Source organism: Serratia sp. 22278, from assembly GCF_052045405.1.
GTDB lineage: Bacteria > Pseudomonadota > Gammaproteobacteria > Enterobacterales > Enterobacteriaceae > Serratia > Serratia marcescens.
The window spans coordinates 63,581-87,887 of the sequence record NZ_JBQEOW010000014.1; the positions used below are offsets into that span (position 1 = coordinate 63,581).

The following is a 24,307-nucleotide window of genomic DNA, read 5'->3' on the forward strand; positions in this document are numbered from 1 at the left end:
GAAGGATTATTCCACGATGAACAGCGGCTTACCAGTCATCTCTTGCGGGATTTCCATTCCCATCAGCGTTAACAGGGTTGGCGCGATGTCCGAAAGCTTGCCGCCTTCGACCGCGCGCGCCGGTTTGCCGACGTAAATCAGCGGCACCGGCAGGCTGGTGTGGGCGGTGTGCGCCTGGCCGGTGGCCGGATCGCGCATCTGCTCGGCGTTGCCGTGATCGGCGGTGATCAGCAGCTGACCGTCGACGTCGCGCACCGCGTCAACCACCTGAGCGATGCAGGCGTCCAGCGTTTCCACCGCTTTGACCGCCGCGTCATACACGCCGGTATGCCCCACCATGTCGCCGTTCGGGTAGTTGCAGATGATGGCGTCGTATTTGCCGCTGCGAATGGCGCTCAACAGTTTGTCGGTCAGCTCGGCGGCGCTCATCTCAGGCTGCAAATCGTAGGTGGCGACCTTCGGCGAATTGACCAGCACGCGGTCTTCCCCTTTGAATGGCGCTTCCACGCCGCCGTTATAGAAGAAGGTGACGTGGGCATATTTTTCGGTTTCCGAGATGCGCAGCTGGGTTTTGTCGTGCTTCATCAGCCATTCGCCGAAGGTGTTGGCCAGCGGCGCCGGCGGATAGGCGCAGGCGGTCGCGATGTCGGCGGCGTACTCGGTCAGCATCACGAAATCGCCGAACTGCACCTGTTTGGCGCGCGGGAAACCGTCGAAATCCGCGTTCACGAAGGCGCGGGTGATCTGGCGCGCGCGGTCAGCGCGGAAGTTCATGAAGATCAACGCGTCGCCGTCCTGCATCGCGGCATCGGCCTCGCCGGCGGCGCGGATCACGGTCGGTCTGACGAACTCGTCGTTTTCACCGCGCTGATAAGCGGCCTGCAGGCCGGCGACCGCATCGTCGGCCACGGAGTCGCCTTTGGCCGCGGTCAGCAGGTCATAGGCCAGCTGCACGCGATCCCAACGGTTGTCGCGATCCATGGCGTAGTAGCGCCCAATGAGTGAAGCGATGCGCCCGACGCCCAGCGTGGCGAAGGCCTCGCGGCAGCGCTGCAACGGGGCTTCGGCGCTGCGCGGCGGCGTGTCGCGCCCGTCGAGGAAGGCATGCAGATAAATGGCTTTGGCGCCGCGCTGAGCGGCCAGTTTAATCATGGCCAGGATGTGCTCGTCATGGCTGTGCACGCCGCCCGGCGACAGCAGGCCCATGATATGCACCGCCTTGCCAGCCGCCACGGCCTTATCCACGGCGGCGGTCAGCACCGGGTTGGCGAAGAAGTCGCCGTCGGCGATCGCTTTGTCCAACCGGGTCAGATCCTGGTACACGATGCGCCCGGCGCCCAGATTGACGTGGCCGACTTCGGAGTTGCCCATTTGCCCATCGGGCAGGCCGACATCCAGCCCGGAGGCGGCGATCAGCGTATGCGGCTGCTCCCGCCACAGGCGATCCATCACCGGGGTGCTGGCGTTCAGGATCGCGTTGTCCTGCCGCTCTTCACGGTGGCCGTAACCGTCCAGGATCACCAGTACCATCGGTTTTTTGTTGTTCGACATTGCATTGACCTCTTATGAACTTTTTAAGCTGCGAATAGCCATGCGCCCGCCGCAAGCATGGCTATTCGCCCTCGAAAAACCGGCTGATTTTACATCGCCACCGGCGAGAAATAGCCCAAAGAGATCAAGGTTGCGGCGAATCGCGCGGGCTTTTATGCTCTGACCTCGGGAATTTCTCAGCGCAGCCCGCAGTTTCTACAATCGCGCTTGCTTATTGGCTGTATTTGCCGCACTCGGCAGGTATACTCTGGAACCTTGACTTATTTATCCCTTAACTGACGGGAGTTGTTACACCCCATGCTGCAAGAAATTATGCCATTCGTAAGCAGACACCCGATTCTGAGCCTGGCTTGGATCGCTCTGCTGGTCGCCGTGATCGTCATGACTTTCAAAAGCCGTTTCTCCAAGGTCAAAGAGATCGCCCGCGGTGAAGCTATCCGCCTGATCAACAAAGAAGAAGCCGTGGTGGTCGACACCCGCAGCCGCGACGATTTCCGCCGTGGTCACCTGGCCAGCGCCATTAACCTGACCGCCAGCGAAATCAAAAGCGGCAGCCTGGGCGAGCTGGAAAAACACAAAGCGCAGCCGATCATCGTCGTATGCGCCAACGGCACCGCCTCCCGCGAGCCGGCGGAGAACCTGAGCAAGGCCGGTTTTGAAAAGGTGACGATGCTGAAAGACGGTATCGCCGGCTGGAGCGGAGAAAACCTGCCGCTGGTGCGCGGTAAGTAACCGTTTAACCTATTTGAGGTGGCAATCCATGGCTAACATTGATATCTACACCAAAGCGACCTGTCCGTTCTGCCATCGCGCCAAGGCGCTGTTGAACAGCAAGGGCGCGGCGTTTAACGAGATCGCCATCGACGGCGATAACGCCAAGCGCGAAGTGATGATCGAGCGCAGCGGGCGCACTACCGTGCCGCAGATTTTCATCGACGGCCGGCATATCGGCGGCTGTGATGATTTATATGAACTCGATGCTCGCGGCGGCCTGGATCCGCTGCTTTAAGCAGCTTGCCGGTTCACCGAGTGTCAATAAGGACGTTTAACCAAGGGTATTACTCACATGTCAGAACAAAACAGCACCGAAATGGCTTTCCAGATCCAACGTATCTATACCAAGGATATCTCCTTCGAAGCGCCGAACGCGCCGCAGGTTTTCCAGCAGGAATGGCAGCCGGAAGTTAAACTTGATCTGGATACCGCGTCCAGCCAGCTGGCTGACGAAGTGTATGAAGTGGTACTGCGCGTAACCGTGACGGCGACCCTGGGCGAAGAGACGGCGTTCCTGTGCGAAGTGCAACAGGCGGGCATCTTCTCGGTAGCAGGCATCGAAGGCACGCAGCTGGCGCATTGCCTGGGCGCATACTGCCCGAACATCCTGTTCCCGTATGCGCGCGAGTGCATCACCAGCCTGGTTTCCCGCGGCACCTTCCCGCAGCTGAATCTGGCACCGGTCAACTTTGACGCGCTGTTCATGAACTATCTGCAGCAGCAGGCGGAAGGCGAAGGTGCCGCACCACATCAGGATGCCTGATGAACACCGTCAATGCTTCAATGACTGTTATCGGTGCCGGCTCGTACGGCACCGCATTGGCCATTACGCTGGCGCGTAACGGCCATTCCGTAGTGCTGTGGGGGCACAACCCCGCGCAAATTCAAACGTTGCAGCACGATCGCTGCAATCAGGCGTTTCTGCCCGACGTTCCCTTCCCCGATACCCTGCTGCTTGAAGCCGATTTGGCGCGTGCGCTGGCCGCCAGCCGCGACGTGCTGGTGGTGGTGCCGAGCCACGTGTTCGGCGACGTGCTGCGCCAGCTGAAGCCGCATCTGCGCCCGGACGCCCGCATCGTGTGGGCCACCAAGGGATTGGAAGCGGAAACCGGTCGGTTGCTGCAGGACGTGGCGCGTGAGGCGCTGGGCGAGACGATCCCGCTGGCGGTGCTCTCCGGGCCGACGTTCGCCAAAGAGCTGGCCGCCGGCCTGCCGACGGCGATCGCGCTGGCGGCGACCGATGCGCAGTTCGCCGACGATCTGCAACAGCTGCTGCACTGCGGCAAGAGCTTCCGCGTCTACAGCAATCCCGACTTCATCGGCGTGCAGCTTGGCGGCGCGGTGAAGAACGTGATCGCCATCGGCGCCGGCATGTCCGACGGCATCGGTTTCGGCGCCAACGCCCGTACCGCGTTGATTACACGCGGGCTGGCGGAAATGAGCCGTCTGGGTTCTGCGCTGGGCGCCGATCCTTCGACGTTCATGGGCATGGCGGGGCTGGGGGATCTGGTGCTAACCTGCACGGACAACCAGTCGCGCAACCGTCGCTTCGGCATTATGCTGGGGCAGGGTAAAGGCGTGCAGGAAGCGCAGGACAGTATCGGTCAGGTGGTCGAGGGCTATCGCAATACCAAAGAGGTGTTGGCGTTGGCGCAGCGGCACGGTGTGGAAATGCCGATCACCGAACAGATTTATCAGGTGCTTTACTGCCACAAGGACGCCCGCGAAGCGGCGCTGAGCCTGCTGGGGCGAGCCCGAAAGGACGAAAAACCCAGCGCGTGACATAAAACGATATGTCGGGGCAGCTGAATGCTGACCCCGCAAATGACCTGGGCCGCTTCGCGCTACCGTGTGAAGCGGCCCGTTTGGCAAGGTAAAGGGGTATGTGATGTCGTCAGAAGAGTTGGAACAGGTCTGGAACAGCATTAAATCAGAAGCGCGAGCACTGGCTGATTGTGAACCGATGCTGGCCAGCTTTTTCCATGCGACGTTGCTCAAGCACGAGAATCTGGGCAGCGCGCTCAGCTATATGCTGGCCAACAAGCTGGCCACGCCGATCATGCCCGCCATCGCGGTGCGCGAGGTGGTGGAAGAGGCCTACAAGTCTGACAACCAGATGATCGTTTCGGCGGCGCGCGATATCCTCGCGGTGCGCCTGCGCGACCCGGCGGTCGATAAATACTCCACGCCGCTGCTTTACCTGAAGGGGTTCCATGCGCTGCAGGCTTACCGCATCGGTCACTGGCTGTGGCAGCAAGGGCGGCAGGCGCTGGCGATCTACCTGCAAAATCAAATTTCCGTCGCCTTCGGCGTGGACATCCACCCGGCGGCGACCATCGGTTGCGGCATCATGCTCGACCACGCCACCGGCATCGTGATCGGTGAAACGGCGGTGGTGGAGAACAATGTCTCTATCCTGCAGTCGGTCACCCTGGGCGGTACCGGTAAAACCAGCGGCGACCGTCATCCGAAAATCCGTGAAGGGGTGATGATTGGCGCAGGCGCCAAAATTCTCGGCAATATCGAAGTGGGCAAGGGCGCGAAGATCGGCGCGGGCTCGGTGGTCTTGCAGGCGATACCTCCGCACACCACCGCCGCCGGCGTGCCGGCGCGCATCGTCGGGCGGCCGGAGAGCGATACGCCGTCGATGGATATGGACCAATACTTCAACGGCACCAATCACGGCTTCGAGTACGGCGACGGCATTTGAACGCCGTTTGCGTATCCATTCAGGGGGAGCTTCGGCTCCCCCTGTGTTTTTCAGGCGGCGGTCAGCCCTGCTTAGGGAAGTTGGTGATATCGGTAACGATGTCGTCGATCGCCGCCTTGACGTCATCCGCCGTGACCGGCGTGCTGTCGTTGTTGACGGTTTTACCGTAGGCCTTGCGTACCACTTCCAGCACCGTTTTACCGGTATCCTGGTCGATCAACTCGCCTTCGATATACAGCGCGGTATTTTGCGTCCGGTGCCCGGTAGCCGCCATAGTGCTGGCAACCACCGCCGCGACCGGCACCACCTCATAGAACTTCATGTCTTCGTTTTCGGCCGAAACGGCGGTGATGGCGAGTTTGGCCACCAGAACGCGCGAGCCCGTCGGGCTTGGCAGAATGGTAAAGCGGTTCTGCAGCGCGGTTTTGATTCGCTGGGTCGCGTAGGCCTTAATCTTGTTCAGCGTGTCCTGGCTGACGCGCGCCGTGGGTTTCTCCGCCGGGAAATAGACTACCGGTTGGAAATAGATGCCGCGATAGTTGGATTCCTTGTAGCTTGGATCTACCCAGCGCAGCGTTTTATGACCGCTTGGTGAGGTGGTTTCCTGCAGTTTGCTGTAATCGGACAAGAAGCCCGAATATTGCGACGTTTGGGTGACTTTGGACGAACAGCCCGCCAGCAACAGGCCCGCTGCCAGAACGGCCATGGCAACGCTCAAGCGTTGTTTTTTCATGTGGTTTCCTATGATGAGTGGTGATTACCCTTACAAAACATAGCGCATTATCTGCGCCTCATCGGGCATTTTCGGGGCCGGGCGTGCCCTGCTGCGGCCTTTTTTCAGGATCGTGATGCGCCGCCGGTTTTCGCCGCCAGTGCCGGTGATAAGGCGGCGAGCAAGGCGTCCGCTCTGACCAGCGCCTGGCGTTGCTCAGCTTGCCACCGGGGCAACAAGGGCCAGAGATCCGCCTGATGTTCTGCCTGCAGGCACCAGATCTCCCGATCGTGCCAGTCACCGAGGGCGTTTTGCGCCGCTTTCAGGCTCGCCATCGCGGCGGGAGAGAGGGGAAGGTGCTGCGGATAGGCTTCAGCCGCGTAACGCAGGCGTTTTATCAGCAGCCGCAGGCGATGGCGATCGTAGCCGGTATCGGCCAATGCCCGGCGCAATTGCCGCTGCTGGCGCTGCAGGCGTCTATTCAGGCGGTGTTTGGCGCCGCGCCGCGCGGTGCGGCGAAAGCGGCGCGGCCAGGCGTGCAAAAGCGAGGGAAAGCCAATGAGCTGCGGATGAGCGAGCAGTTGACGGCAGCGGGCCCGAAGTTCGCTCTGGCGCGCGTTGGCCTGCCAGTCGAGGCGATGACGCGCCAGCTCGGCGATCAGCACCTCGAGATCGCGCAGCGGCGTCGTGAGCTTGCCTAATTCGGCGGCGTCCCGATCGAGCCGGGTTGCGCCGGGGCAGCCGCGCAACGGACGCAGCAGGCTGCGAATGCGGCGCAGGCAGACGCGCAAGTCGTGCAGCGCTTCGCTGTCTTGCGCCTGTTGCAGCCGCAACAGCGCCTCGTTCAGCGCCGGTTCGAGCCGGCGAAACTGGGTGACAATCTCTGCGACGAAAGCCATGTGCCGTGCCTGGAAGGGGTTAACCTTTCCAGTATGGCGCGACGTCGCGAATTACGCCTTGATCAGCGCACCGGCATAGTCCAGCTGCCGCCAGGCTTCATACACCACTACCGATACGGCATTCGACAGGTTCATGCTGCGGCTTTGCGCCTGCATCGGGATGCGGATTTTTTGCTGCGCAGGCAGCGCATCGAGGATGTCGGCAGGCAACCCGCGCGTTTCCGGGCCGAACAGCAGGTAGTCGCCGGCCTGGTAGCTGACGGCGCTGTGCGCCGGCGTGCCCTTGGTGGTGAGGGCAAACAGCCGCTGCGGGTTTTCGGCGGCGAGAAAGGCGGCGTAATCGGCATGACGGCTAACGCGGGTGAACTCATGATAGTCCAGCCCGGCGCGGCGCAGGCGCTTGTCGTCCCACGGGAAACCCAGCGGTTCGATCAGGTGCAGATTAAAGCCGGTATTGGCGCACAGGCGGATGATATTGCCGGTATTGGGTGGAATTTCGGGTTCAAATAAAACGATGTTCAGCATGTTGCAGGCCCCTCGTGAACGAGGGGCGCAGGATAGCAAACTCTTACTGTTCTGTCTTAGACGATAGGCGTTGATGATGCAGCGGCAGCCACAGCACCAGCCGCAGACCGCCAAGCGGGCTGTCTTCGGCCTTTACCCAGCCGCGATGCTGATTGACCGCCGCCTCGACGATAGCCAGGCCAAGGCCGGTGCCGCCGGACTCACGGTCGCGCGCCTCATCGGTGCGGTAGAACGGACGGAAGATCTGCTCGCGGTCTTCGGCGCTGACGCCCGGGCCGTCGTCGTCAACCTGGATGGTCACGCCCTGATTGTCAGCGCTGAACGCCACGGCAATGCGGGTGTGTGAATACCGCAGGGCGTTGCGCACGATGTTTTCCAACGCGCTGTCCAGCGCGCTCGCGTTGCCGAACAGCGTCCACGGGCCGGGCGGCGCAGCGATCTCCAACTGCTTGCCCATCTGTTCGGCTTCGAAACGGGCGTTATCCAGCACGTCGGCCCACAGTTCGTTGGCCTTCAACTGCTCGCGCGCCAGCTCGCCCTTCTGCTGCCCGCGCGACAGCGCCAGCAGATCGTTGATCATCGAATCCAGCCGTTGCGCTTCGGTTTCGATGCGCGCCAGCTCGTGGCCTTCGCCGTGGCGGCGGCGCATCAGCGCGGTGGCCAGCTGCAGGCGAGTCAGCGGCGTGCGCAGCTCGTGCGAGATGTCCGAGATCAGCCGTTGCTGGGCGTTCATCATGCGTTCCAGCGCGCTGACCATCTGGTTGAAACTGGCGCCGGTGGCCAGGAACTCCTGCGGGCCGGCCTCCAGTTCCGGATGCTGCTTCAGGTTGCCGCGCGCCACGTCATCGGCGGCGTTCTTCAGCTTGCGAGCCGGTTTCGCCAGGCTCCAGGCCAGCCACAGCAGCAGCGGGGCGCTGATCAGCATGGTGACGATCAGCAGCAGCAGCGGCCGGTCGAACATCAGGTTGATGAAATCGGATTGCGGGCTGTTGGCGGGACGGATCAGGTACAGCTGGTAGTTGTCTTCGCCGTCGCGCACCGCGAACGGCCCGACCAGCTCGACGCGGCCGTACTTTTTCTTCTTGGGATGATCCGAGTTGTCGGATTGGCCGATGAAGTTGCGGACGATCTGCATTTCGTTGCGCTGCGCGCCGATCACCCGGCCTTCGCTGGTGACCAGCAGCAGGCGCTGGCCCGGCGGCGCCCATTTGTCGATGGCGCGGAACAGGCGGCGCCACCACATCAGATCGTTGGCCGGATCGTTTTGCAACTCGGCCTCGACGTGCTGTTCCAGCATCAACCCCTGCCGCTGCTCGCTGTCGAGCAATGAGGTCATCTGGCGGGAGTCGAGCTTGGGCACCATCAGCACCAGCATTAGCACCAGGGCTAACGTGAACCAGAAAATGGCGAAGATGCGTGCCGTCAAACTGTTGATCATGTTGCAGATACCATCAAATAACCACGCCCGCGCAGGGTTTTGAACCACGGATGCCCGTCTTTGCGATCCGGCAGCTTACGCCGCAGGTTGGAGATATGCATGTCGATGGCGCGATCGAACGGGGTCAGGCGTTTGCCCAGCACTTCCTGGCTCAGCAGTTCGCGCGATACCACCTGGCCGAGATGCTGCGCCAGCAGATACAGCAGGGTGAACTCGGTGCCGGTCAGATCCAGCACCTGGCCGTCGAAGCTGGCCTCCTGGCGGCCGGGGTTCAGCTGCAGGCCATCGACATCCAGCGTCGGGGCGCCGCTGTCGACCTGCTGCTGCTGTTCGCTCCAGTTGGAACGGCGCAGAATGGCGCGAATGCGCGCGACCAGTTCGCGATCGTTGAAGGGTTTCGGCAGGTAATCATCGGCGCCCAGCTCCAGGCCCAACACGCGGTCCAGTTCGCTGCCGCGCGCGGTCAGCATGATGACCGGCGTCTGGTGATGTTGGCGCAGTTCTTTCAACGTATCGATGCCGTTTTTCTTCGGCATCATGATGTCGAGCAGCAGCAGATCGACGGAGCTGTCCAGCAGCGACAACGCCTGCTCGCCATCGTGCGCGACGACGATATTAAAACCTTCCATTTCAAGCAGTTCTTTTAACAGCGAGGTCAACTCGCGGTCGTCGTCAACTAACAGAATCTTGTTCATTATGATTTACCTCCAGACGCAAAATACGTCATCAACTGTTGCCATTCCATGACTTTACGTAGTTTTACATGCACTGACGCAGGTTTTCAGGTGTGGCGGTACACTGCTCCTCGTTGATTCGCAAAGTGAGAAAGCTTGAGGAGTTGAAATGCGTAAGGTGACCGCATTAGTTATGGCATCACTGCTGGCAATTGGTTCGACCGCTGCCTTCGCTGCCGACACTATACCGGACACAGCTCAACCTCCCGGCAACGACGCGATGACCCGAGTACCCGGCCAGCACCATATGTTCGACGGTGTCAGCCTCAGCGAACAGCAGCGCCAGCAAATGCGCGATTTGATGCGCCAGGCCCGGCACGATCTGCCTGGTGTCAATGTAGCTGAAATGGAAGCCATGCATAAACTGGTGACCGCAGAGAAATTTGACGAAGCCGCCGTGTATGCCCAGGCGGAAAAGATGGCCCAACAGCAGGTCAAGCGCCAGGTCGAAATGGCCCGGGTGCGCAACCAAATGTATAACCTGCTGACGCCAGAGCAAAAAAGTGTTTTAGACCAGAAACATCAGCAGCGCATGCAGCAGATGGAGCAGCAAATTTCTGGTTTGCAGCAAGCTTCTGCCCAGAAGTGAAGTACGACTGAGTAGTCCCCTGTTTTTCCTTGCCATAGACACCATCCCTGTCTTCCCCGCCATGATGGCGGGGTTTTTTTTATCCGACATTTCGCTATATTGAGCGCCATACCTTTTGACCGGGATCCCTCAATGGAACAGCGCTATGCACGCCTGGTAAAGTCCGCTGCGTTGGCCGCTACCGCGCTGGCGTCGTCGCTGTTGTTGATCAAAATCGTCGCCTGGTACCACACCGGTTCGGTCAGCCTGCTGGCGGCGCTGGTGGATTCGCTGGTCGATATCGCGGCATCGCTGACCAACCTTCTGGTGGTGCGCTATTCGCTGCAGCCGGCCGATGCCGAGCACACCTTCGGCCACGGCAAAGCGGAGTCGCTGGCGGCGCTGGCGCAAAGCATGTTTATTTCCGGTTCCGCCCTGTTTCTGTTTCTCACCGGCTTCCAGCATCTGTATGCGCCGCAAACGCTGCGCGATCCCGGCGTTGGGGTCGTCGTGACGGTGATCGCGTTAGTCAGCACCCTGATGCTGGTCACCTATCAACGCTGGGTGGTCAGAAAAACGCGCAGCCAGGCCGTGCGCGCAGATATGCTGCATTATCAGTCAGATGTCATGATGAATGGTGCTATTCTTATCGCTCTTGGGCTAAGCTGGTACGGCTTCCAGCGGGCGGATGCGCTGTTTGCGCTGGGCATCGGCGTTTACATCCTGTATAGCGCGCTGCGCATGGGCTACGAAGCGGTGCAGTCGCTGTTGGATCGGGCGTTGCCGGATGACGAGCGCCAGGCGATTATCGCCGTGGTTTCCTCCTGGCCCGGGGTGAAAGGCGCGCACGATCTGCGCACGCGGCAGTCAGGGCCGACGCGTTTTATCCAACTGCATCTTGAGATGGACGACACGCTGCCGCTGCGCGAGGCGCATCGGTTGGCCGATCAGGTGGAACAGGCGTTGCGGCACCGTTTTGCGGGGGCGGACGTCATCATTCACCTGGATCCATGCTCCGTGGTGCCGCCGGGTAGGCAGGGGCATTGGGAGCTATAATCAGATAGAGGCACAGATCGAAGTATTATCATGAATATCTGAGTTAGCTCAGCGTGCCATGCGGTGTTTTAACCGTTATATTGCGTGACTTGAATCAATTCAGCTGGGTGTTTTTGATATAATATCCAGCAATAAGCCATAAAGCTGGTTTTCTGCAGCCGGAGAGGTTTCAAGACGATCGGCGGAGACAGAATTCTTAAGAAATTGCATCTACACAGTTCAGAGGTAGTCATGATCAAGAAAATCGGTGTACTGACGAGCGGCGGTGATTCGCCGGGTATGAACGCTGCAATCCGCGGCGTTGTGCGTTCTGCGCTTTCAGAAGGTCTGGAAGTTTTTGGTATTTACGATGGCTACCTTGGCTTGTACGAAGATCGCATGGAGCAGCTGGACCGTTATAGCGTGTCCGACATGATCAACCGCGGCGGCACCTTCCTCGGCTCGGCCCGCTTCCCGGAATTCAGGGATGAAAACGTGCGCGCCAAGGCGATTGAAAACCTGAAGAATCGCGGCATCGACGCGCTGGTGGTGATCGGCGGCGACGGTTCCTACATGGGCGCCAAACGCCTGACGGAAGAAGGCTTCCCGTGCATCGGTCTGCCGGGCACCATCGATAACGATGTCGCCGGTACCGACTACACCATCGGTTACTTCACCGCGCTGGAAACCGTGGTGGAAGCGATCGACCGCCTGCGCGATACCTCCTCGTCGCACCAGCGTATCTCTATCGTGGAAGTGATGGGCCGTTACTGCGGCGATCTGACGCTGGCGGCGGCGATTGCCGGCGGCTGCGAGTTCATCGTACTGCCTGAAATCGAATTCAACCGCGAAGATCTGGTGTGCGAAATCAAGGCCGGTATCGCCAAAGGCAAAAAACACGCCATCGTGGCGATCACCGAGCACATCTGCGACATCGATGAGCTGGCGCGCCACATTGAGCAGGAAACCAAGCGTGAAACCCGCGCCACCGTGCTGGGCCACATTCAGCGCGGCGGTTCGCCGGTCGCCTATGACCGCATCCTGGCCTCGCGCATGGGCGCCTACGCCATCGAACTGCTGCTGCAGGGGTACGGCGGCCGCTGCGTCGGTATCCAGAACGAAAAAATGGTGCACCACGACATCATCGACGCGATCGAAAACATGAAGCGTCCGTTCAAGGGCGACTGGCTGGAAACGGCGAAAAAGCTGTACTGATACGCCGCTCACCGCACGACAAAAAAGCCTCCGCTCCCGGGGGCTTTTTTATGCTCGCCGGTGACATATTCCAGAATCATCTATCCCAAAATTTTTTATTCTTTAGTTGCCGGGAAAGTTTCTGGCAGGCTCTGATGCTAAATCAACCGATTGAGGTTGCGCTTAATTTTCTGGGAGAGCCTGTCGATGCGTAAATGGGGTGTAGGTCTGACATTGGTGCTGTTGGCGTCCGGCGCCATGGCGAAGGATATTCAGTTGCTGAACGTGTCATACGATCCGACGCGTGAGTTCTATCAGGCTTACAACACGGCGTTCAGCAAGCACTACCAGGCGGAAACCGGCGACAAGGTGACGGTGCGCCAGTCGCACGGCGGTTCCGGCAAACAGGCGACCTCGGTGATCAACGGCATCGAGGCTGACGTGGTGACGCTGGCGCTGGCCTATGACGTCGACGCCATCGCCGAACGCGGGCGCATCGAGAAAGACTGGATCAAACGCCTGCCGGACAACTCGGCGCCTTACACCTCGACCATCGTCTTCCTGGTGCGCAAAGGCAACCCGAAACAGATTCATGACTGGCCTGATTTAATCAAGCCGGGCGTGTCGGTGATCACTCCGAATCCGAAAACTTCCGGCGGCGCCCGCTGGAACTACCTGGCCGCCTGGGGCTACGCGTTGCATCACAATAACAACGATAAGGCCAAGGCGCAGGACTTCGTCAAAAACCTGTACAAGAACGTTGAGGTGCTGGATTCCGGCGCGCGCGGCTCGACCAACACCTTCGTTGAGCGCGGCATCGGCGACGTGTTGATCGCCTGGGAAAACGAAGCGCTGCTGGCGGAGAAAGAGCTGGGCAAAGACAAGTTCGAGATTATTACGCCGAGCGAATCAATCCTGGCCGAACCGACGGTGTCGGTGGTGGATAAGGTGGTCGATAAACGCGGTACCCGCGAGGTGGCGACCGCCTACCTGAAGTATCTGTATTCACCGGAAGGGCAGACTATTGCGGCGCAGAACTATTATCGCCCGCGCGATGCGGCGGTGGCGGCCAAGTTCGCCGGGCAGTTCCCGCAGCTGAAGTTGTTCACCGTGGATGACACTTTCGGCGGCTGGACCGAAGCGCAGAAGGTGCACTTCGCCACCGGCGGCGTATTCGACGAAATCAGCAAACGTTGATGCCGTTTAAGTGGCAATAAAAAACCCCGGCAAGCCGGGGTTTTTTTATGGCAAGCCTAGGGCAATCAGGCTTTTTTCGCTGCTGCGGCGGCTTTGACGATCACGGCGAAAGCGTCGGCTTTCAGCGAGGCGCCGCCAACCAGCGCGCCATCGATGTCCGGCTGGGAGAACAGCTCTGCGGCGTTCTTGTCGTTCACCGAACCGCCGTACTGGATGATGATTTCAGCGGCAACCGCGGCATCGTGCTTGGCGATGTGATCGCGGATAAATTTGTGCACGGCCTGCGCCTGCGCAGGGGTGGCGGATTTGCCGGTACCGATGGCCCAGACCGGCTCATAGGCGATCACGGTGCCTTTCATCGCCGGTGCGCCCAGCGTTTTCAGCACGGCGTCGATCTGGCGCGCGCACACTTCTTCAGTTTTGCCCGCGGCGTTTTCCGCTTCGGTTTCACCGATGCACAGCACCGGGATCAGGCCGGCTTCTTTCAGCACGGCGAATTTCTCGGCGATGACTTCGTCGCTTTCCTTGTGGTAGGTGCGACGCTCGGAGTGGCCGATGATGATGTACTGGGCGCCGACGTCTTTCAGCATGTTGGCGGAAACTTCACCGGTGAAGGCGCCGGACAGGTTAACGTCCACGTTCTGCGCGCCCAGCGCGATGCGGCTGCCGGCCAGCGCGTGCTTGGCCTGATCCAGATACATCACCGGCGGGGCGATGGCGACGCCACAGCCGTCAACGCTGCTCAGCTCATTGCGCAGACCGGCGATCAGTTCGTTGACCATGTGAGTGCTGCCGTTAAGCTTCCAGTTACCCATAACTAATGGATGACGCATGTTTTTTCCTCCAACTAGGGAACGCGAGAGTCGAAATGACAACTGCCGGACCGGCAGTTTACCTGCCCAACAGTATAGAGATCATTAAGCGCGAAGGCTTTGCTTTTCGTCATTAAATGCCGCGCCGTTACGGCTCGGAAAGCGCCAGCTTAATCGGTTCAACCGCGAAGGTTACGCCTTTATCGCCGTTGTCCGAGACGACATAGCGAATGGCGCCGACCTGCTGTTGGTAAAAGCGCGATCCTTTGCCTTTTTCCAGCAGGCTGTTCACCTTGTTCTGGCTCTGCTCCACCGTCAACGCCGGTTCGAACTGGCGCATCAGCGCCGCCATGTAGTTGATGGCGATGGCGCGCGCGGCTTTTTCTTCATTGGCCTGTTGCAGCGGCAGGTGAGTGATCTGCAACGTTTTGATTTTGCCGGTGCCTTTCTCCAGCGCGGTGGAGGCATACAGGTTTTCGTTGAGTTTGCTGGCGGCGCGCGTCAGCAGCGGCGAATCGTCTTCGGTGGCCGGAATGGCGCGGAATTCGCCAATCGGCAGCTTCGGGTTGTCGCGATTGTATTTTTCGCGGAATTTGACCACCGTCAGATCGAACGTCGGCGCGCCGGCCAGCAGGTAAGGTGCGGCGGGCGTTGCATCGGCGGGCGGCGGATTGGCCCAGGCGCTGGCGGCGGCCTGCAACAGACAGGCAATGACGAGGGTTTTTCTCAGCATGGCGTATGGCATCAAGGACAAAGATGGCTCCGATTAAAGCGATAACTCGCGGGCCTTGTCAAAGATCCCGCGCCATTATCGGTTCGCTGACGAGAAAGCTGTGCGGCGCACCGCGTTATGCAAGGCGGAAAACTCGGCCCGGCAGCGCCTATGTTACACTGCGGCGCAGAATATGGGCAGGCTTAGAGCGCAGGAATCGATGACGTTACAACAGTGGTGTTTTTCTTTTAAGGGCCGCATCGGGCGGCGCGACTTCTGGATCTGGATGGGGCTGTGGCTGGTGCTGATGGCGGCGGCGTTTACGCTGGCCAATTATCAATTGATCGCCATCCAATCCATCGCCTTCTTTATCGTGGCGCTGCTGTGGCCGACGGCGGCGGTGCTGGTCAAACGTCTGCACGATCGCAACAAGGCTGGCTGGTGGGCGCTGCTGCTGATCCTGGCGTGGATGCTGGCGGCGGGCAACTGGCAAATGCTGGCGCCGATCTGGCAATGGGGCGTCGGGCGTTTCATCCCGACGCTGATTATCGTGATGATGATGATCGATCTGGGCGCCTTCGTCGGCACGCCGGGAGACAATCGGTTCGGCCCGGAAGCCGAACCGGTGAAGTTCCGCTGATCCCCTTTGGGTTACCAGTAGTGTTCGCTGGTGATGTGGCCCGGTTTGCGGCGCAGGTGTTTGCGCATCTGGCGATGGTCTTTCAGCGTTTGCTGGGTGTCCCGCACCATCTGCGGGTTGCCGCACAGCATCACGTGGCTGGTTTCGGCGTCGATGGTCAAGCCGATCGCCGCTTCCAGCCGGCCGTCCTCGATCAGCGCCGGCACGCGGCCGGTCAGTGAACCGGGCGTTTCTTCGCGGCTGACGACGGTCTGGATGCGCAGCTTGCCGTTGTAGCGTTGCTGCAATTGCTGCATCAGCGGCAGGTAGCTCAGATCGCGCGCAAAACGCGCGGCGTGCACCAGCACCAGGTTGTTAAAGCGTTCCAGGCCGACGCCTTGCTGCAGAATCGATAAATAGGGGCCGATGGCGGTGCCGGTCGCCAGCATCCACAGCGTGTCGCAGTCGGGCACCTCATCCAGCACGAAGAAGCCGGCCGCTTCTTTGGTCACCATGACATCCGACCCTGGCCGCAGCTGATTGAGGCGTGGGCTCAGTTTGCCTTCCGGCACCGTCACCAGATAGAACTCCAGGTTGGCGTCATCGGGGGCATTGACGTAGGAGTAAGCGCGTTGCACTCGTTCGCCGTCGATCTCCAGCGCCAGTTTGGCGAATTGCCCGGCGGTGAAAGGATCGATGGGGGCATTGACCACCAGGCTGAACAGCCCGTCGGTCCATTGTTTTACCTGCGTAACCTTGCCGTTTACCCATTCAGCCATACTCTAAAGCTCCCGTGGTCGAATCAAATAAGCACAATGTCGTGAGCCGGAAATGGCGTGCGTGGTGCGCTCTATCCGGTAGTCGTTGCCGAACAGGCGGTGAAACAGCTGCAGCTCGGAATTGCACAGGCTGCTGCAGTTGGAACCGGCCACGCCGATCGGACAGTGGTTTTCCACCAACAGCGCACCGTGTGGATGATCGAGCAATTCGGCCATGTAACCGTCATGTTGCCGCAGACGCACCAATCGGGCTAACCGCTCTTGGTGGCTGCGCTCGGCGGACAGCTCTTCGGCATAACGCAGATAAAGCTGCTCTTCGCGCGCGCTCAGCAACGGTTCCACGCCGGCGCCGCCAAACAGCCGCAGCGCGGATGCCCGCAGCCGTTCCTGATCGGCGGCCGCAAAAGCGTGCCCTCGCGCTGTCAGCGACCAGTAGCGCGTCGGGCGGCCGACCTTGCTGCGCGCTTCTTCGTAACAAACCAACTCACGTTTTTCCAGGGATTGCAGATGTTGTCGGATGCCCATCGGCGTGATGTCCAGACGCTCCGCCAGCATTTTGGCCGAGTGCGGGCCGAGAGCCTTTAACTGCAATAAAATCAGCTCAGGTGTTTTCATGAACCAAATCCCTATGGTGTTATTTTATTTCAAGTTGATGAAAATAATTATCGATTAAATGCTAAAGCGCAGCTACTGCAAACGCGCTAATTTTTACCCCCAAAGCGTTAGACGTACAGTTTAATTTACGAGCCTGGTCGGGTTTGCTGCCAGTGTGACCTGGATCAATATTTGTCTGAAACTCGCTAAAAAAATCAGATTTGATTAGCTTATGCCGCCATAGAGGGCTGCTCGCCGTTCTGGCTGCTGCAACGGCCATACCGGGACGCTGTGACGAGTTGAAACGTTAACGAAGATAATGAGAAAACTAGAGAATTTTCACCTGCTGGTGATGCTTATCCTGTTGGTCGCCGTCGGCCAGATGGCGCAAACCATTTATGTTCCCGTGATTGCTGATATCGCCCACGATCTGTCGGTTCGCACCGGCGCTGTGCAACGGGTGATGGCGGCGTATCTGCTGACCTACGGTTTCTCCCAGCTGATTTACGGGCCGATATCGGATCGTATCGGGCGTCGCCCGGTGATCCTGACCGGCATGATGATCTTCCTGGTCGGTGCGCTGGGCGCACTGCTGTCCACCAACCTGACGATGCTGGTTGCCGCCAGCGCGATTCAGGGCATGGGCACCGGCGTGGCGGGCGTGATGGCGCGCACCATGCCGCGCGATCTGTATGCCGGCACCGCACTGCGCTACGCCAACAGCCTGTTGAACATGGGGATTTTGGTCAGCCCGCTGCTGGCGCCGGTGATCGGCGGCGCATTGGCGATGGTGTTCGGCTGGCGCGCCTGCTACGCCTTCCTGCTGGGGCTGTGCGCCTGCGTCGCCTTCGCCATGTTCCGCTGGCTGCCGGAAACCCGTCCGGTGCAAACGGAAAAACGTCGCATGCTGGCCAGTTTCCGCCAGCTGCTGGGTGACAGCACCTTCAGCTGCTATCTGGTGATGCTGATCGGCGCGCTGGCGGGGATTGCGGTATTCGAGGCCAGCTGCGGCGTGTTGATGGGCGGCGTGTTGGGACTGAGTGGGCTGACCGTCAGCATCCTGTTCATTCTGCCGATCCCGGCGGCGTTTTTCGGCGCCTGGTACGCCGGGCGCGACGGCAAGACCTTCCACACGCTGATGTGGCATTCGGTGATTAGCTGCCTGCTGGCGGGGGCGATGATGTGGATCCCGGGCTGGTTCGGCGTGATGAACATCTGGACGCTGATCGTGCCGGCCGCATTGTTCTTCTTCGGCGCCGGCATGCTGTTCCCGCTGGCGACCACCGGGGCGATGGAGCCGTTCCCTTACCTGGCCGGCGCGGCGGGCGCATTGGTGGGCGGCATGCAGAACATGGGGTCCGGTCTGGCGACCTGGCTTTCCGCCATGCTGCCGCAAACCGGGCAGTTCAGCCTCGGCTTGCTGATGTTCGCGATGGCGCTGCTGATCCTGCTGTGCTGGTGGCCGCTGTCCAATCGTATGCAGCATCAAGGACATACCGCATAACGACAGGGCGCCATTCGGCGCCCTGTTTCGTTACAGCAGAAACTCGTGCAGCGCCGGGTCTTTGCGATCCAGATAGTGGGTCGAACGGATACGGCGGATGGTGCGCGACTTGCCGCGGATCAGCAACGTTTCGGTGGTGGCCATGTTGCCCTGGCGGCTGATGCCTTCCAGCAAATCGCCCTTGGTGATGCCGGTGGCGGAGAAGATCACGTTGTCGTTGCGCGCCATCTGATCCAGACGCAGCGCCTGGCCGGCTTCGATACCCATCTCCCGGCAGCGGGCCAACTCTTGTTCGCCGATGCGGCGGTTTTCGGCGCTGTCGCCTTTCACCTCATGACGCGGCAGCAAACGCGCCTGCATGTCGCCGTCCAACGCGCGGATCACCGCAGCTGAGATCACCCCTTCCGGCGCGCCGCCGATGCCGTACATCACATCGACCTCGCTTTCGGGCATGCAGGTGAGAATGGAGGCCGCCACGTCGCCGTCAGGAATGGCGAATACTCGCACGCCCAACTGTTGCATCTGCGCGATGACGCCGTCGTGGCGCGGTTTGGCCAATACGATCACCGTCAGCTGCGACAGCGGTTTGCCCAGTCGTTCGGCGACGTTCTGCAGGTTCTCCGCCAGCGGCCGGTTGAGATCGATGGCGCCGCGCGCCGCCGGGCCGACTACCAGCTTCTCCATGTACATGTCCGGCGCGTGCAGGAAGGTGCCGCGATCGCCCACCGCCAATACCGCCAGCGCGTTGGACTGGCCCATGGCGGTCATGCGGGTGCCTTCGATCGGATCGACCGCGATGTCGACCGCGTCGCCTTGGCCGGTACCGACCTGCTCGCCGATATATAACATCGGCGCTTCGTCGATCTCGCCTTCGCCGATCACAATGCGCCCATCGATATCCACTTTGTTGAGCATGATGCGCATGGCGTGGACCGCCGCGCCGTCGGCGGCGTTCTTGTCGCCGCGCCCCAGCCATTTGTAGCCCGCCAGCGCGGCGGCTTCGGTAACGCGGGAGAATTCGATGGCTAATTCACGTTTCATGGCAAACCTGTCTGTGAGAAAGGGAAGAAAATATCGACAAAGTCTATCACAGCGCGGTGGCGGCAGGGCGGGGCAAAAAAAAGCGCCGCCCGCAGGCAGCGCTTGTTGGCGAAACGGCAACTTCGGAATTACTCGTGATCTTCCCATGCCTGAGCGCGAGCCACCGCTTTTTTCCAGCCGCTGTAGCGGTAGTTGCGTTCGGTGGTTTCGATGCTTGGGCGGAATTCACGCTCAACCACCGCTTTGCTCTTCACTTCATCCAGATCGTTCCAGTAGCCGATGGCCAGGCCCGCCAGGAACGCCGCGCCCAGCGCCGTCGATTCACGCACTTCAGGGCGTTCTACGCGGGTGCCGAGAATATCGGATTGGAACTGCATCAGGAAGTTGTTGGCGACCGCGCCGCCGTCCACGCGCAGCGATTGCAGGCGGGTGTTGGCGTCGGCCTGCATGGCGTCCAGCACGTCACGGGTCTGGAAGGCGATGGATTCCAGCGTGGCGCGGATGATGTGGTTGCTGTTGGCGCCGCGGGTCAGGCCGAAAATGGCGCCGCGAGCATACGGATCCCAGTAAGGCGCACCCAGGCCGGTGAAGGCCGGCACCACATAGACGCCGTTGCTGTCTTTCACCTTGGTGGCGAAGTATTCGGAGTCGGCGGCGTCGCTGATCAGTTTCAGCTCGTCGCGCAGCCACTGGATAGACGCGCCGCCGATGAACACCGCGCCTTCCAGCGCATAGTTCACTTCACCGCGCGGGCCGCAGGCGATGGTGGTCAGCAGACCGTTTTTCGACCGTACCGCTTCTTTGCCGGTGTTCATCAGCAGGAAGCAGCCGGTGCCGTAGGTGTTCTTCGCCATGCCCGGTTGAACGCACAGCTGGCCGTACAGCGCCGCCTGCTGGTCACCGGCGATACCGGCGATAGGAATACGCGTGCCGCCCTTGCCGCCGATGTTGGTCTGGCCGTATACCTCGGAGGAAGGACGGACTTTCGGCAGCATAGCGCGCGGAATGTCCAGCACTTCCAGCATGCGTTCGTCCCAGTCCAGCTCGTGGATGTTGAACATCATGGTGCGTGAGGCGTTAGTGTAATCGGTGACGTGTACGCGGCCCTGGGTCATCTTCCACACCAGCCAGGTGTCGACGGTGCCGAACAGCAGTTCGCCGCGTTTGGCGCGCTCGCGGGCGCCTTCGACGTTGTCCAGGATCCATTTCACCTTGGTGCCGGAGAAGTACGGGTCAACCACCAGGCCGGTGTTGTGACGGATGTACTCTTCCAGGCCGTCGCGCTTGAGCTTCTCGCAGATGTCGGCGGTGCGGCGGCACTGCCAAACGATGGCGTTGTAAATCGGCTTGCCGGTCTCTTTTTCCCAGACGATGGTGGTTTCGCGCTGGTTGGTGATGCCGATGCCGGCGATCTGATCGGAATTGATGTCGGCTTTCGCCAGCACTTCTACCAGCGTCGAACTTTGCGACGCCCAGATCTCCATCGGGTCGTGCTCAACCCAGCCGGCCTTTGGATAGATCTGCGGGAATTCGCGCTGCGATACCGCAACGATGTTGGCGTCGTGATCGAGCACGACGGCGCGTGAGCTGGTGGTCCCTTGGTCGAGTGCGACAATGTATTTTCTTTCTACAGTCATGGTAATTATCCTGCTGTTGTTAACCGTTTAAAACTGCACCCATCATGCTTTACGCTGCTGGGTCTTGGCGTCGGGCTCTTCCTCCGTCACGCAGACGTCGCACGGCAGGTGGCGGCCAATCAGCGCGCGGTAACCGAAAGCGCCCAGGCCACAGCCGACGATAGGGGCGAAGATCGGCACCAGGAAGTACGGGATATCGCGTGCGCCGGTGAAGGCGACTTTGCCCCAGCCGGCCAGGTAGGCGAACAGTTTCGGCCCGAAGTCACGCGCCGGGTTCAACGCAAAGCCGGTCAATGGTCCCATGGAGGCGCCGATCACGGCAATCAGAATACCGATCAGCAGCGGCGCCAGCGGGCCGCGCGGAATGCCGTTGCCGTCGTCGGTCAGCGCCAGGATCAGGCACATCAGGATTGCAGCGATCACCATTTCTACCAGGAAGGCCTGACCGACGGAGATGTGCGCGTTAGGGTAAGTCGAGAAGATGCCGGCCAGTTCGAGGCTTTCGTTGCTGCCGCGCACCATGTGGTGGGCCGCTTCGAAGTCGAAGAACAGGTTGTAGTACAGCCCGTAGACCAAGGCCGCTGCGCAGAAGGCGCCGGCGACCTGCGCAATGATGTAAGGCACCACTTTGCGCCCGTCGAAGCAGGCGAACAGCCACAGTGCGAGGGTGACCGCCGGGTTGAGATGCGCACCGGAAATGGCGGCGGTCAGATAGATGGCCATGGCGACGCCCAGGCCCCAAATGATGCTGATTTCCCACTGGCCGAAGCTGGCGCCCGCCAGTTTCAGCGCGGCAACGCAGCCTACGCCAAAGAAGATCAGCAGCGCCGTGCCGAGGAACTCGGCGATGCACTGGCCTTTTAATGTCGGACTGGTGGTTTGGCTCATAATGTTGTTGTCCTGCAAAACGGCGGTTGTTGGTTTATAGGCTCAGTTGGGTAGAGATCTGGCCTATGGGCACAGTTTTTTTCATCTCGTCCAATTATTGAATAAGGACGTGATGTAAATTTATCGTTAACGAACATAAACGAGAAATAGCGAAATCAAAATGTGTGTGGCGCGTCATAAAATTGAGCGATTTCGCGTCGTTTAGTGTTCTTTCTGAGCCATAAAAGTGTGATCTGACCAGTGGTTTGCTGAGGGTTGTTAACAACTCGCGGCGGCGGCGATGGGGATTTTCAGTTTTTGCTGATGGCGGGGGCAGGAAAATTGCAACAGACTGCGCGATGATCCGGTATGTTGCTAGACAGGCGGAGACTGGCTACTTACAATCGTTTTTAACGAATCGAGACCGGCGCGCCTTTCGTAACGGCGCGCGTCACTGAGCGCGATGCAATATTCGCAGTAGCTGCAGCCGATGTTGCGGCCGCTACTTATAGATGTACGCCTTGCTATCATGAGGGGACTGAAGCATGTCATTTGAAGTATTTGAGAAACTGGAAGCAAAAGTACAGCAGGCGATTGATACCATCACCTTGTTGCAGATGGAAATTGAAGAGCTGAAAGACAAAAACAACTCTCTGTCGCAGGAAGTTCAGGCTGCCTCCGGCAACCACGAAGCGTTGGTGCGCGAAAACCAACAGCTGAAAGAAGAACAGCACGTATGGCAAGATCGCCTGCGCGCGCTGCTGGGCAAAATGGAAGAGGTCTGATCCTCACGCCATGCAGCAACGAAAAGGGCGCCTCAGGCGCCCTTTTTCATGACCGGAAATCACTCGATGTCGAGCGGGTCCTCGGAGAGGATGATACCGGTGTTGTCGGCATACAGGTGGTCGCCGGAGAAGAAGGTGACGCCACCGAAGTTGACGCGGATATCGCTTTCGCCCACGCCTTCGCTCACGGCACCCGCCGGGATCGCCGCCATCGCCTGAATGCCGATGTCGAGTTCTTCCAGATCGTCCACCTGGCGCACCGCGCCGTACACCACGATGCCTTCCCATTCGTTCTGGGCGGCCAAGCGCGCCAGTTCGGCGTTGATCAGCGCCCGGCGTACCGAACCGCCGCCGTCGACCAACAGCACGCGGCCGCGGCCGTTTTCTTCAAGCAGATCGAACAACAGGCCGTTATCCTCAAAGCATTTCACCGTGGTGATCTGCCCGCCAAATGAAGTACGCCCGCCAAAATTGGAGAACAGAGGTTCAACAACGTTCACCTCTTCATGATAGATGTCGCAAAGTTCGGAAGTATCGTATTTCATAGGATTTTACGTCTGTTTGCCGCTGGAATGTTCAGTATATCCCTTTATTCGCCCTGTTGGCAAAATCATCAGTTTTTAACTGAGCGCCACGCCGATGGCGAACAGCAGGTTGGCCAGCAACGCCGCTTTGACCATGTGTTCCAGCATCGGCCGCATGCCGACTGGCGTCGGATCGCGCAGCACGCGCAGGCCGTGGCGCGTCAGCAGCGGGATCGCCAACACGAACAGCCAACCCCACGGGCTGTGCAGGTTGAACAGCGTAAACAGCGCGAAACACAGCACTGCGCCGCCGAGCAGCAGGGCATGGTAAATGCGCGCCTTGTGCGGGCCGAGACGCACCGCCAGCGTGTTCTTGCCGTTTTCGCGATCGCTCTCGATATCGCGCAGATTGTTGATGTTGAGCACCGCCGTCGCCAGCAGGCCGCAGGCGGTGGCAGGCAGCATCACCACGCTGTCGAAGGTGTGCGTTTGCAGATAGTAGGTGCCGGCCACGCTCAGCCAGCCGAAGAACACCAGTACCGAGATGTCGCCCAACCCCAAATATCCGTAGGGCTTGTTACCGACGGTATAGGTGATGGCTGCCACGATAGACAGCCCGCCCAGCACCAGAAAGCCCACCACGTCGCTGGGTTGCTCGCAGGCGACGGCGATCAGCGAACAGCCGGCGAGGGCGATCAGCACTACCGTCACCACCAGTGCCCGTTTCATCTGCGCTTGGGTGATCATGCCTTTCTGCATGCCGCGCAATGGCCCGATGCGATCATCTTTGTCGCTGCCTTTGACCGCATCGCCGTAGTCGTTCGCCAGGTTGGAGAGGATCTGCAGCAGGCCGGCGGTCAACAGCGCCAGCAGCGCCACTTCAGGTTTCAGGCTGCCGTGCCAGGCGGCGATTGCCGAGCCGACCACAATGGAGGCAAAGGCCAGCGGCAGGGTGCGGGGGCGTAGACTTTCCAGCCAGGCGGAGATCGGGGTGGTGGGGGTTGATGAGCTCATGTTTCGCTTCTGTGTCCGTTAGAAATAATAGTGGGAGGCAATGCCTCCCACACAGATGACTGACAAGACAATGATTGAGCGA

27 protein-coding genes are annotated in these 24,307 nt (G+C 60.1%); 12 read left to right on the forward strand and 15 right to left on the reverse strand.

Going from position 1 to position 24,307, the window contains the following annotated elements:
- Positions 1 to 6 precede the first annotated feature (6 nt).
- Entirely contained in the window at positions 7 to 1,551 is a 1,545-nt protein-coding gene (gene gpmM / locus ACTJJ6_RS20485; RefSeq protein WP_397609314.1) for a 2,3-bisphosphoglycerate-independent phosphoglycerate mutase, read from the reverse strand.
- A gap of 297 nt (positions 1,552 to 1,848) precedes the next feature.
- On the opposite strand from gpmM, the gene ACTJJ6_RS20490 reads away from it, so the two are divergent.
- From ACTJJ6_RS20490 to cysE, 5 genes are all read left to right on the forward strand, one after another.
- A complete protein-coding gene (locus tag ACTJJ6_RS20490) occupies positions 1,849 to 2,283 on the forward strand; it encodes a rhodanese-like domain-containing protein (protein WP_016929700.1) in 435 nt (144 codons plus the stop codon).
- Positions 2,284 to 2,311: 28 nt separating this feature from the next.
- The gene (gene grxC, locus ACTJJ6_RS20495) at positions 2,312 to 2,560 is read left to right on the forward strand and encodes a glutaredoxin 3 (protein WP_004931142.1); all 249 of its coding nucleotides are present in this window, start codon (positions 2,312 to 2,314) and stop codon (positions 2,558 to 2,560) included.
- Positions 2,561 to 2,617: 57 nt separating this feature from the next.
- Complete coding sequence (secB, locus tag ACTJJ6_RS20500; RefSeq protein WP_004931139.1) at positions 2,618 to 3,088, forward strand: protein-export chaperone SecB; 471 nt, start codon at positions 2,618 to 2,620, stop codon at positions 3,086 to 3,088.
- On the forward strand, positions 3,088 to 4,107 hold the full coding sequence (gpsA, locus tag ACTJJ6_RS20505) for an NAD(P)H-dependent glycerol-3-phosphate dehydrogenase (protein WP_016929701.1): 1,020 nt from the start codon (positions 3,088 to 3,090) through the stop codon (positions 4,105 to 4,107). The genes secB and gpsA overlap by 1 nt, the downstream gene beginning before the upstream one ends.
- A gap of 106 nt (positions 4,108 to 4,213) precedes the next feature.
- Entirely contained in the window at positions 4,214 to 5,035 is an 822-nt protein-coding gene (gene cysE / locus ACTJJ6_RS20510; protein WP_004931135.1) for a serine O-acetyltransferase, read from the forward strand.
- A gap of 61 nt (positions 5,036 to 5,096) precedes the next feature.
- Here cysE and ACTJJ6_RS20515 read toward each other — a convergent pair whose 3' ends face one another.
- The 5 genes from ACTJJ6_RS20515 to cpxR all read right to left on the reverse strand — a co-directional run bounded on the left by ACTJJ6_RS20515 (position 5,097) and on the right by cpxR (position 9,304).
- Positions 5,097 to 5,768, reverse strand: a complete 672-nt coding sequence (locus ACTJJ6_RS20515) for a DUF3313 domain-containing protein (RefSeq protein ID WP_097101192.1) — start codon at positions 5,766 to 5,768, stop codon at positions 5,097 to 5,099.
- 104 nt (positions 5,769 to 5,872) lie between these two features.
- The gene (locus tag ACTJJ6_RS20520; protein ID WP_097101194.1) at positions 5,873 to 6,646 is read right to left on the reverse strand and encodes a CHAD domain-containing protein; all 774 of its coding nucleotides are present in this window, start codon (positions 6,644 to 6,646) and stop codon (positions 5,873 to 5,875) included.
- A gap of 51 nt (positions 6,647 to 6,697) precedes the next feature.
- Entirely contained in the window at positions 6,698 to 7,171 is a 474-nt protein-coding gene (gene trmL / locus ACTJJ6_RS20525; RefSeq protein ID WP_004931130.1) for a tRNA (uridine(34)/cytosine(34)/5-carboxymethylaminomethyluridine(34)-2'-O)-methyltransferase TrmL, read from the reverse strand.
- Positions 7,172 to 7,214: 43 nt separating this feature from the next.
- Positions 7,215 to 8,609, reverse strand: coding sequence for an envelope stress sensor histidine kinase CpxA (gene cpxA, locus ACTJJ6_RS20530; protein ID WP_015379421.1), 1,395 nt, complete (start codon positions 8,607 to 8,609; stop codon positions 7,215 to 7,217).
- A complete protein-coding gene (cpxR, locus tag ACTJJ6_RS20535; RefSeq protein ID WP_004931124.1) occupies positions 8,606 to 9,304 on the reverse strand; it encodes an envelope stress response regulator transcription factor CpxR in 699 nt (232 codons plus the stop codon). Before cpxR ends, cpxA begins: the two co-directional genes overlap by 4 nt.
- A 148-nt stretch (positions 9,305 to 9,452) precedes the next feature.
- On the opposite strand from cpxR, the gene cpxP reads away from it, so the two are divergent.
- The 4 genes from cpxP to ACTJJ6_RS20555 all read left to right on the forward strand — a co-directional run bounded on the left by cpxP (position 9,453) and on the right by ACTJJ6_RS20555 (position 13,337).
- On the forward strand, positions 9,453 to 9,932 hold the full coding sequence (cpxP, locus tag ACTJJ6_RS20540) for a cell-envelope stress modulator CpxP (RefSeq protein WP_016929705.1): 480 nt from the start codon (positions 9,453 to 9,455) through the stop codon (positions 9,930 to 9,932).
- 132 nt (positions 9,933 to 10,064) lie between these two features.
- Entirely contained in the window at positions 10,065 to 10,967 is a 903-nt protein-coding gene (gene fieF, locus ACTJJ6_RS20545; RefSeq protein WP_033639141.1) for a CDF family cation-efflux transporter FieF, read from the forward strand.
- A 231-nt stretch (positions 10,968 to 11,198) separates the two neighbouring features.
- Positions 11,199 to 12,161, forward strand: coding sequence for a 6-phosphofructokinase (pfkA, locus tag ACTJJ6_RS20550; protein WP_004931116.1), 963 nt, complete (start codon positions 11,199 to 11,201; stop codon positions 12,159 to 12,161).
- A 186-nt stretch (positions 12,162 to 12,347) separates the two neighbouring features.
- Entirely contained in the window at positions 12,348 to 13,337 is a 990-nt protein-coding gene (locus ACTJJ6_RS20555) for a sulfate ABC transporter substrate-binding protein (protein WP_028128085.1), read from the forward strand.
- A gap of 65 nt (positions 13,338 to 13,402) precedes the next feature.
- Here the strand turns inward: ACTJJ6_RS20555 and tpiA are convergent, their stop codons facing one another.
- Positions 13,403 to 14,170 carry a triose-phosphate isomerase gene (gene tpiA / locus ACTJJ6_RS20560; RefSeq protein ID WP_004931113.1) on the reverse strand — a complete coding sequence of 256 codons (768 nt, stop codon included), beginning with the start codon at positions 14,168 to 14,170 and terminating at the stop codon, positions 13,403 to 13,405.
- Between the two features lie 127 nt (positions 14,171 to 14,297).
- Positions 14,298 to 14,882 (reverse strand): DUF1454 family protein, encoded by a 585-nt coding sequence (locus tag ACTJJ6_RS20565; RefSeq protein ID WP_016929709.1) that lies wholly within the window; start codon positions 14,880 to 14,882, stop codon positions 14,298 to 14,300.
- 199 nt (positions 14,883 to 15,081) lie between these two features.
- Between ACTJJ6_RS20565 and ACTJJ6_RS20570 the strand changes: the two genes are divergently transcribed.
- Entirely contained in the window at positions 15,082 to 15,501 is a 420-nt protein-coding gene (locus ACTJJ6_RS20570; protein ID WP_016929710.1) for a DUF805 domain-containing protein, read from the forward strand.
- Between the two features lie 11 nt (positions 15,502 to 15,512).
- Here the strand turns inward: ACTJJ6_RS20570 and fpr are convergent, their stop codons facing one another.
- Both fpr and ACTJJ6_RS20580 read right to left on the reverse strand, forming a co-directional pair.
- Positions 15,513 to 16,259 carry a ferredoxin--NADP(+) reductase gene (gene fpr / locus ACTJJ6_RS20575; protein WP_004931107.1) on the reverse strand — a complete coding sequence of 249 codons (747 nt, stop codon included), beginning with the start codon at positions 16,257 to 16,259 and terminating at the stop codon, positions 15,513 to 15,515.
- Between the two features lie 3 nt (positions 16,260 to 16,262).
- Entirely contained in the window at positions 16,263 to 16,874 is a 612-nt protein-coding gene (locus ACTJJ6_RS20580; RefSeq protein WP_016929711.1) for a helix-turn-helix transcriptional regulator, read from the reverse strand.
- Between the two features lie 298 nt (positions 16,875 to 17,172).
- On the opposite strand from ACTJJ6_RS20580, the gene emrD reads away from it, so the two are divergent.
- Positions 17,173 to 18,357, forward strand: a complete 1,185-nt coding sequence (gene emrD / locus ACTJJ6_RS20585; protein ID WP_028128087.1) for a multidrug efflux MFS transporter EmrD — start codon at positions 17,173 to 17,175, stop codon at positions 18,355 to 18,357.
- Positions 18,358 to 18,387: 30 nt separating this feature from the next.
- Here emrD and glpX read toward each other — a convergent pair whose 3' ends face one another.
- The 3 genes from glpX to ACTJJ6_RS20600 form a co-directional block, all read right to left on the reverse strand.
- Positions 18,388 to 19,398, reverse strand: a complete 1,011-nt coding sequence (glpX, locus tag ACTJJ6_RS20590) for a class II fructose-bisphosphatase (protein WP_016929713.1) — start codon at positions 19,396 to 19,398, stop codon at positions 18,388 to 18,390.
- A 128-nt stretch (positions 19,399 to 19,526) separates the two neighbouring features.
- Positions 19,527 to 21,035 carry a glycerol kinase GlpK gene (glpK, locus tag ACTJJ6_RS20595; RefSeq protein WP_440804386.1) on the reverse strand — a complete coding sequence of 503 codons (1,509 nt, stop codon included), beginning with the start codon at positions 21,033 to 21,035 and terminating at the stop codon, positions 19,527 to 19,529.
- 42 nt (positions 21,036 to 21,077) lie between these two features.
- Positions 21,078 to 21,923, reverse strand: a complete 846-nt coding sequence (locus tag ACTJJ6_RS20600; RefSeq protein WP_015379417.1) for an MIP/aquaporin family protein — start codon at positions 21,921 to 21,923, stop codon at positions 21,078 to 21,080.
- A gap of 524 nt (positions 21,924 to 22,447) precedes the next feature.
- Here ACTJJ6_RS20600 and zapB point away from each other — a divergent pair.
- On the forward strand, positions 22,448 to 22,687 hold the full coding sequence (gene zapB, locus ACTJJ6_RS20605) for a septal ring assembly protein ZapB (RefSeq protein ID WP_004931092.1): 240 nt from the start codon (positions 22,448 to 22,450) through the stop codon (positions 22,685 to 22,687).
- A 59-nt stretch (positions 22,688 to 22,746) separates the two neighbouring features.
- Here zapB and rraA read toward each other — a convergent pair whose 3' ends face one another.
- The gene (gene rraA, locus ACTJJ6_RS20610; protein WP_004931090.1) at positions 22,747 to 23,232 is read right to left on the reverse strand and encodes a ribonuclease E activity regulator RraA; all 486 of its coding nucleotides are present in this window, start codon (positions 23,230 to 23,232) and stop codon (positions 22,747 to 22,749) included.
- Between the two features lie 75 nt (positions 23,233 to 23,307).
- Positions 23,308 to 24,225, reverse strand: coding sequence for a 1,4-dihydroxy-2-naphthoate polyprenyltransferase (locus ACTJJ6_RS20615; protein ID WP_079450586.1), 918 nt, complete (start codon positions 24,223 to 24,225; stop codon positions 23,308 to 23,310).
- Positions 24,226 to 24,307: the final 82 nt, after the last annotated feature.

Bases quoted from the DNA above. Each gene is read 5' to 3' on its own strand.
- glpX (WP_016929713.1), bottom strand. From the start codon at position 19,398: ATGAAACGTGAATTAGCCATCGAATTCTCCCGCGTTACCGAAGCCGCC.
- gpmM (WP_397609314.1), bottom strand. From the start codon at position 1,551: ATGTCGAACAACAAAAAACCGATGGTACTGGTGATCCTGGACGGTTAC.
- rraA (WP_004931090.1), bottom strand. From the start codon at position 23,232: ATGAAATACGATACTTCCGAACTTTGCGACATCTATCATGAAGAGGTG.
- ACTJJ6_RS20515 (WP_097101192.1), bottom strand. From the start codon at position 5,768: ATGAAAAAACAACGCTTGAGCGTTGCCATGGCCGTTCTGGCAGCGGGC.
- ACTJJ6_RS20490 (WP_016929700.1), top strand. From the start codon at position 1,849: ATGCTGCAAGAAATTATGCCATTCGTAAGCAGACACCCGATTCTGAGC.
- zapB (WP_004931092.1), top strand. From the start codon at position 22,448: ATGTCATTTGAAGTATTTGAGAAACTGGAAGCAAAAGTACAGCAGGCG.
- cpxR (WP_004931124.1), bottom strand. From the start codon at position 9,304: ATGAACAAGATTCTGTTAGTTGACGACGACCGCGAGTTGACCTCGCTG.
- glpK (WP_440804386.1), bottom strand. From the start codon at position 21,035: ATGACTGTAGAAAGAAAATACATTGTCGCACTCGACCAAGGGACCACC.
- cpxA (WP_015379421.1), bottom strand. From the start codon at position 8,609: ATGATCAACAGTTTGACGGCACGCATCTTCGCCATTTTCTGGTTCACG.
- ACTJJ6_RS20580 (WP_016929711.1), bottom strand. From the start codon at position 16,874: ATGAAAACACCTGAGCTGATTTTATTGCAGTTAAAGGCTCTCGGCCCG.
- trmL (WP_004931130.1), bottom strand. From the start codon at position 7,171: ATGCTGAACATCGTTTTATTTGAACCCGAAATTCCACCCAATACCGGC.
- secB (WP_004931139.1), top strand. From the start codon at position 2,618: ATGTCAGAACAAAACAGCACCGAAATGGCTTTCCAGATCCAACGTATC.
- ACTJJ6_RS20600 (WP_015379417.1), bottom strand. From the start codon at position 21,923: ATGAGCCAAACCACCAGTCCGACATTAAAAGGCCAGTGCATCGCCGAG.
- emrD (WP_028128087.1), top strand. From the start codon at position 17,173: ATGAGAAAACTAGAGAATTTTCACCTGCTGGTGATGCTTATCCTGTTG.
- fpr (WP_004931107.1), bottom strand. From the start codon at position 16,259: ATGGCTGAATGGGTAAACGGCAAGGTTACGCAGGTAAAACAATGGACC.
- cysE (WP_004931135.1), top strand. From the start codon at position 4,214: ATGTCGTCAGAAGAGTTGGAACAGGTCTGGAACAGCATTAAATCAGAA.
- gpsA (WP_016929701.1), top strand. From the start codon at position 3,088: ATGAACACCGTCAATGCTTCAATGACTGTTATCGGTGCCGGCTCGTAC.
- grxC (WP_004931142.1), top strand. From the start codon at position 2,312: ATGGCTAACATTGATATCTACACCAAAGCGACCTGTCCGTTCTGCCAT.
- ACTJJ6_RS20615 (WP_079450586.1), bottom strand. From the start codon at position 24,225: ATGAGCTCATCAACCCCCACCACCCCGATCTCCGCCTGGCTGGAAAGT.
- tpiA (WP_004931113.1), bottom strand. From the start codon at position 14,170: ATGCGTCATCCATTAGTTATGGGTAACTGGAAGCTTAACGGCAGCACT.
- ACTJJ6_RS20555 (WP_028128085.1), top strand. From the start codon at position 12,348: ATGCGTAAATGGGGTGTAGGTCTGACATTGGTGCTGTTGGCGTCCGGC.
- cpxP (WP_016929705.1), top strand. From the start codon at position 9,453: ATGCGTAAGGTGACCGCATTAGTTATGGCATCACTGCTGGCAATTGGT.
- fieF (WP_033639141.1), top strand. From the start codon at position 10,065: ATGGAACAGCGCTATGCACGCCTGGTAAAGTCCGCTGCGTTGGCCGCT.
- pfkA (WP_004931116.1), top strand. From the start codon at position 11,199: ATGATCAAGAAAATCGGTGTACTGACGAGCGGCGGTGATTCGCCGGGT.
- ACTJJ6_RS20520 (WP_097101194.1), bottom strand. From the start codon at position 6,646: ATGGCTTTCGTCGCAGAGATTGTCACCCAGTTTCGCCGGCTCGAACCG.
- ACTJJ6_RS20570 (WP_016929710.1), top strand. From the start codon at position 15,082: ATGACGTTACAACAGTGGTGTTTTTCTTTTAAGGGCCGCATCGGGCGG.
- ACTJJ6_RS20565 (WP_016929709.1), bottom strand. From the start codon at position 14,882: ATGCTGAGAAAAACCCTCGTCATTGCCTGTCTGTTGCAGGCCGCCGCC.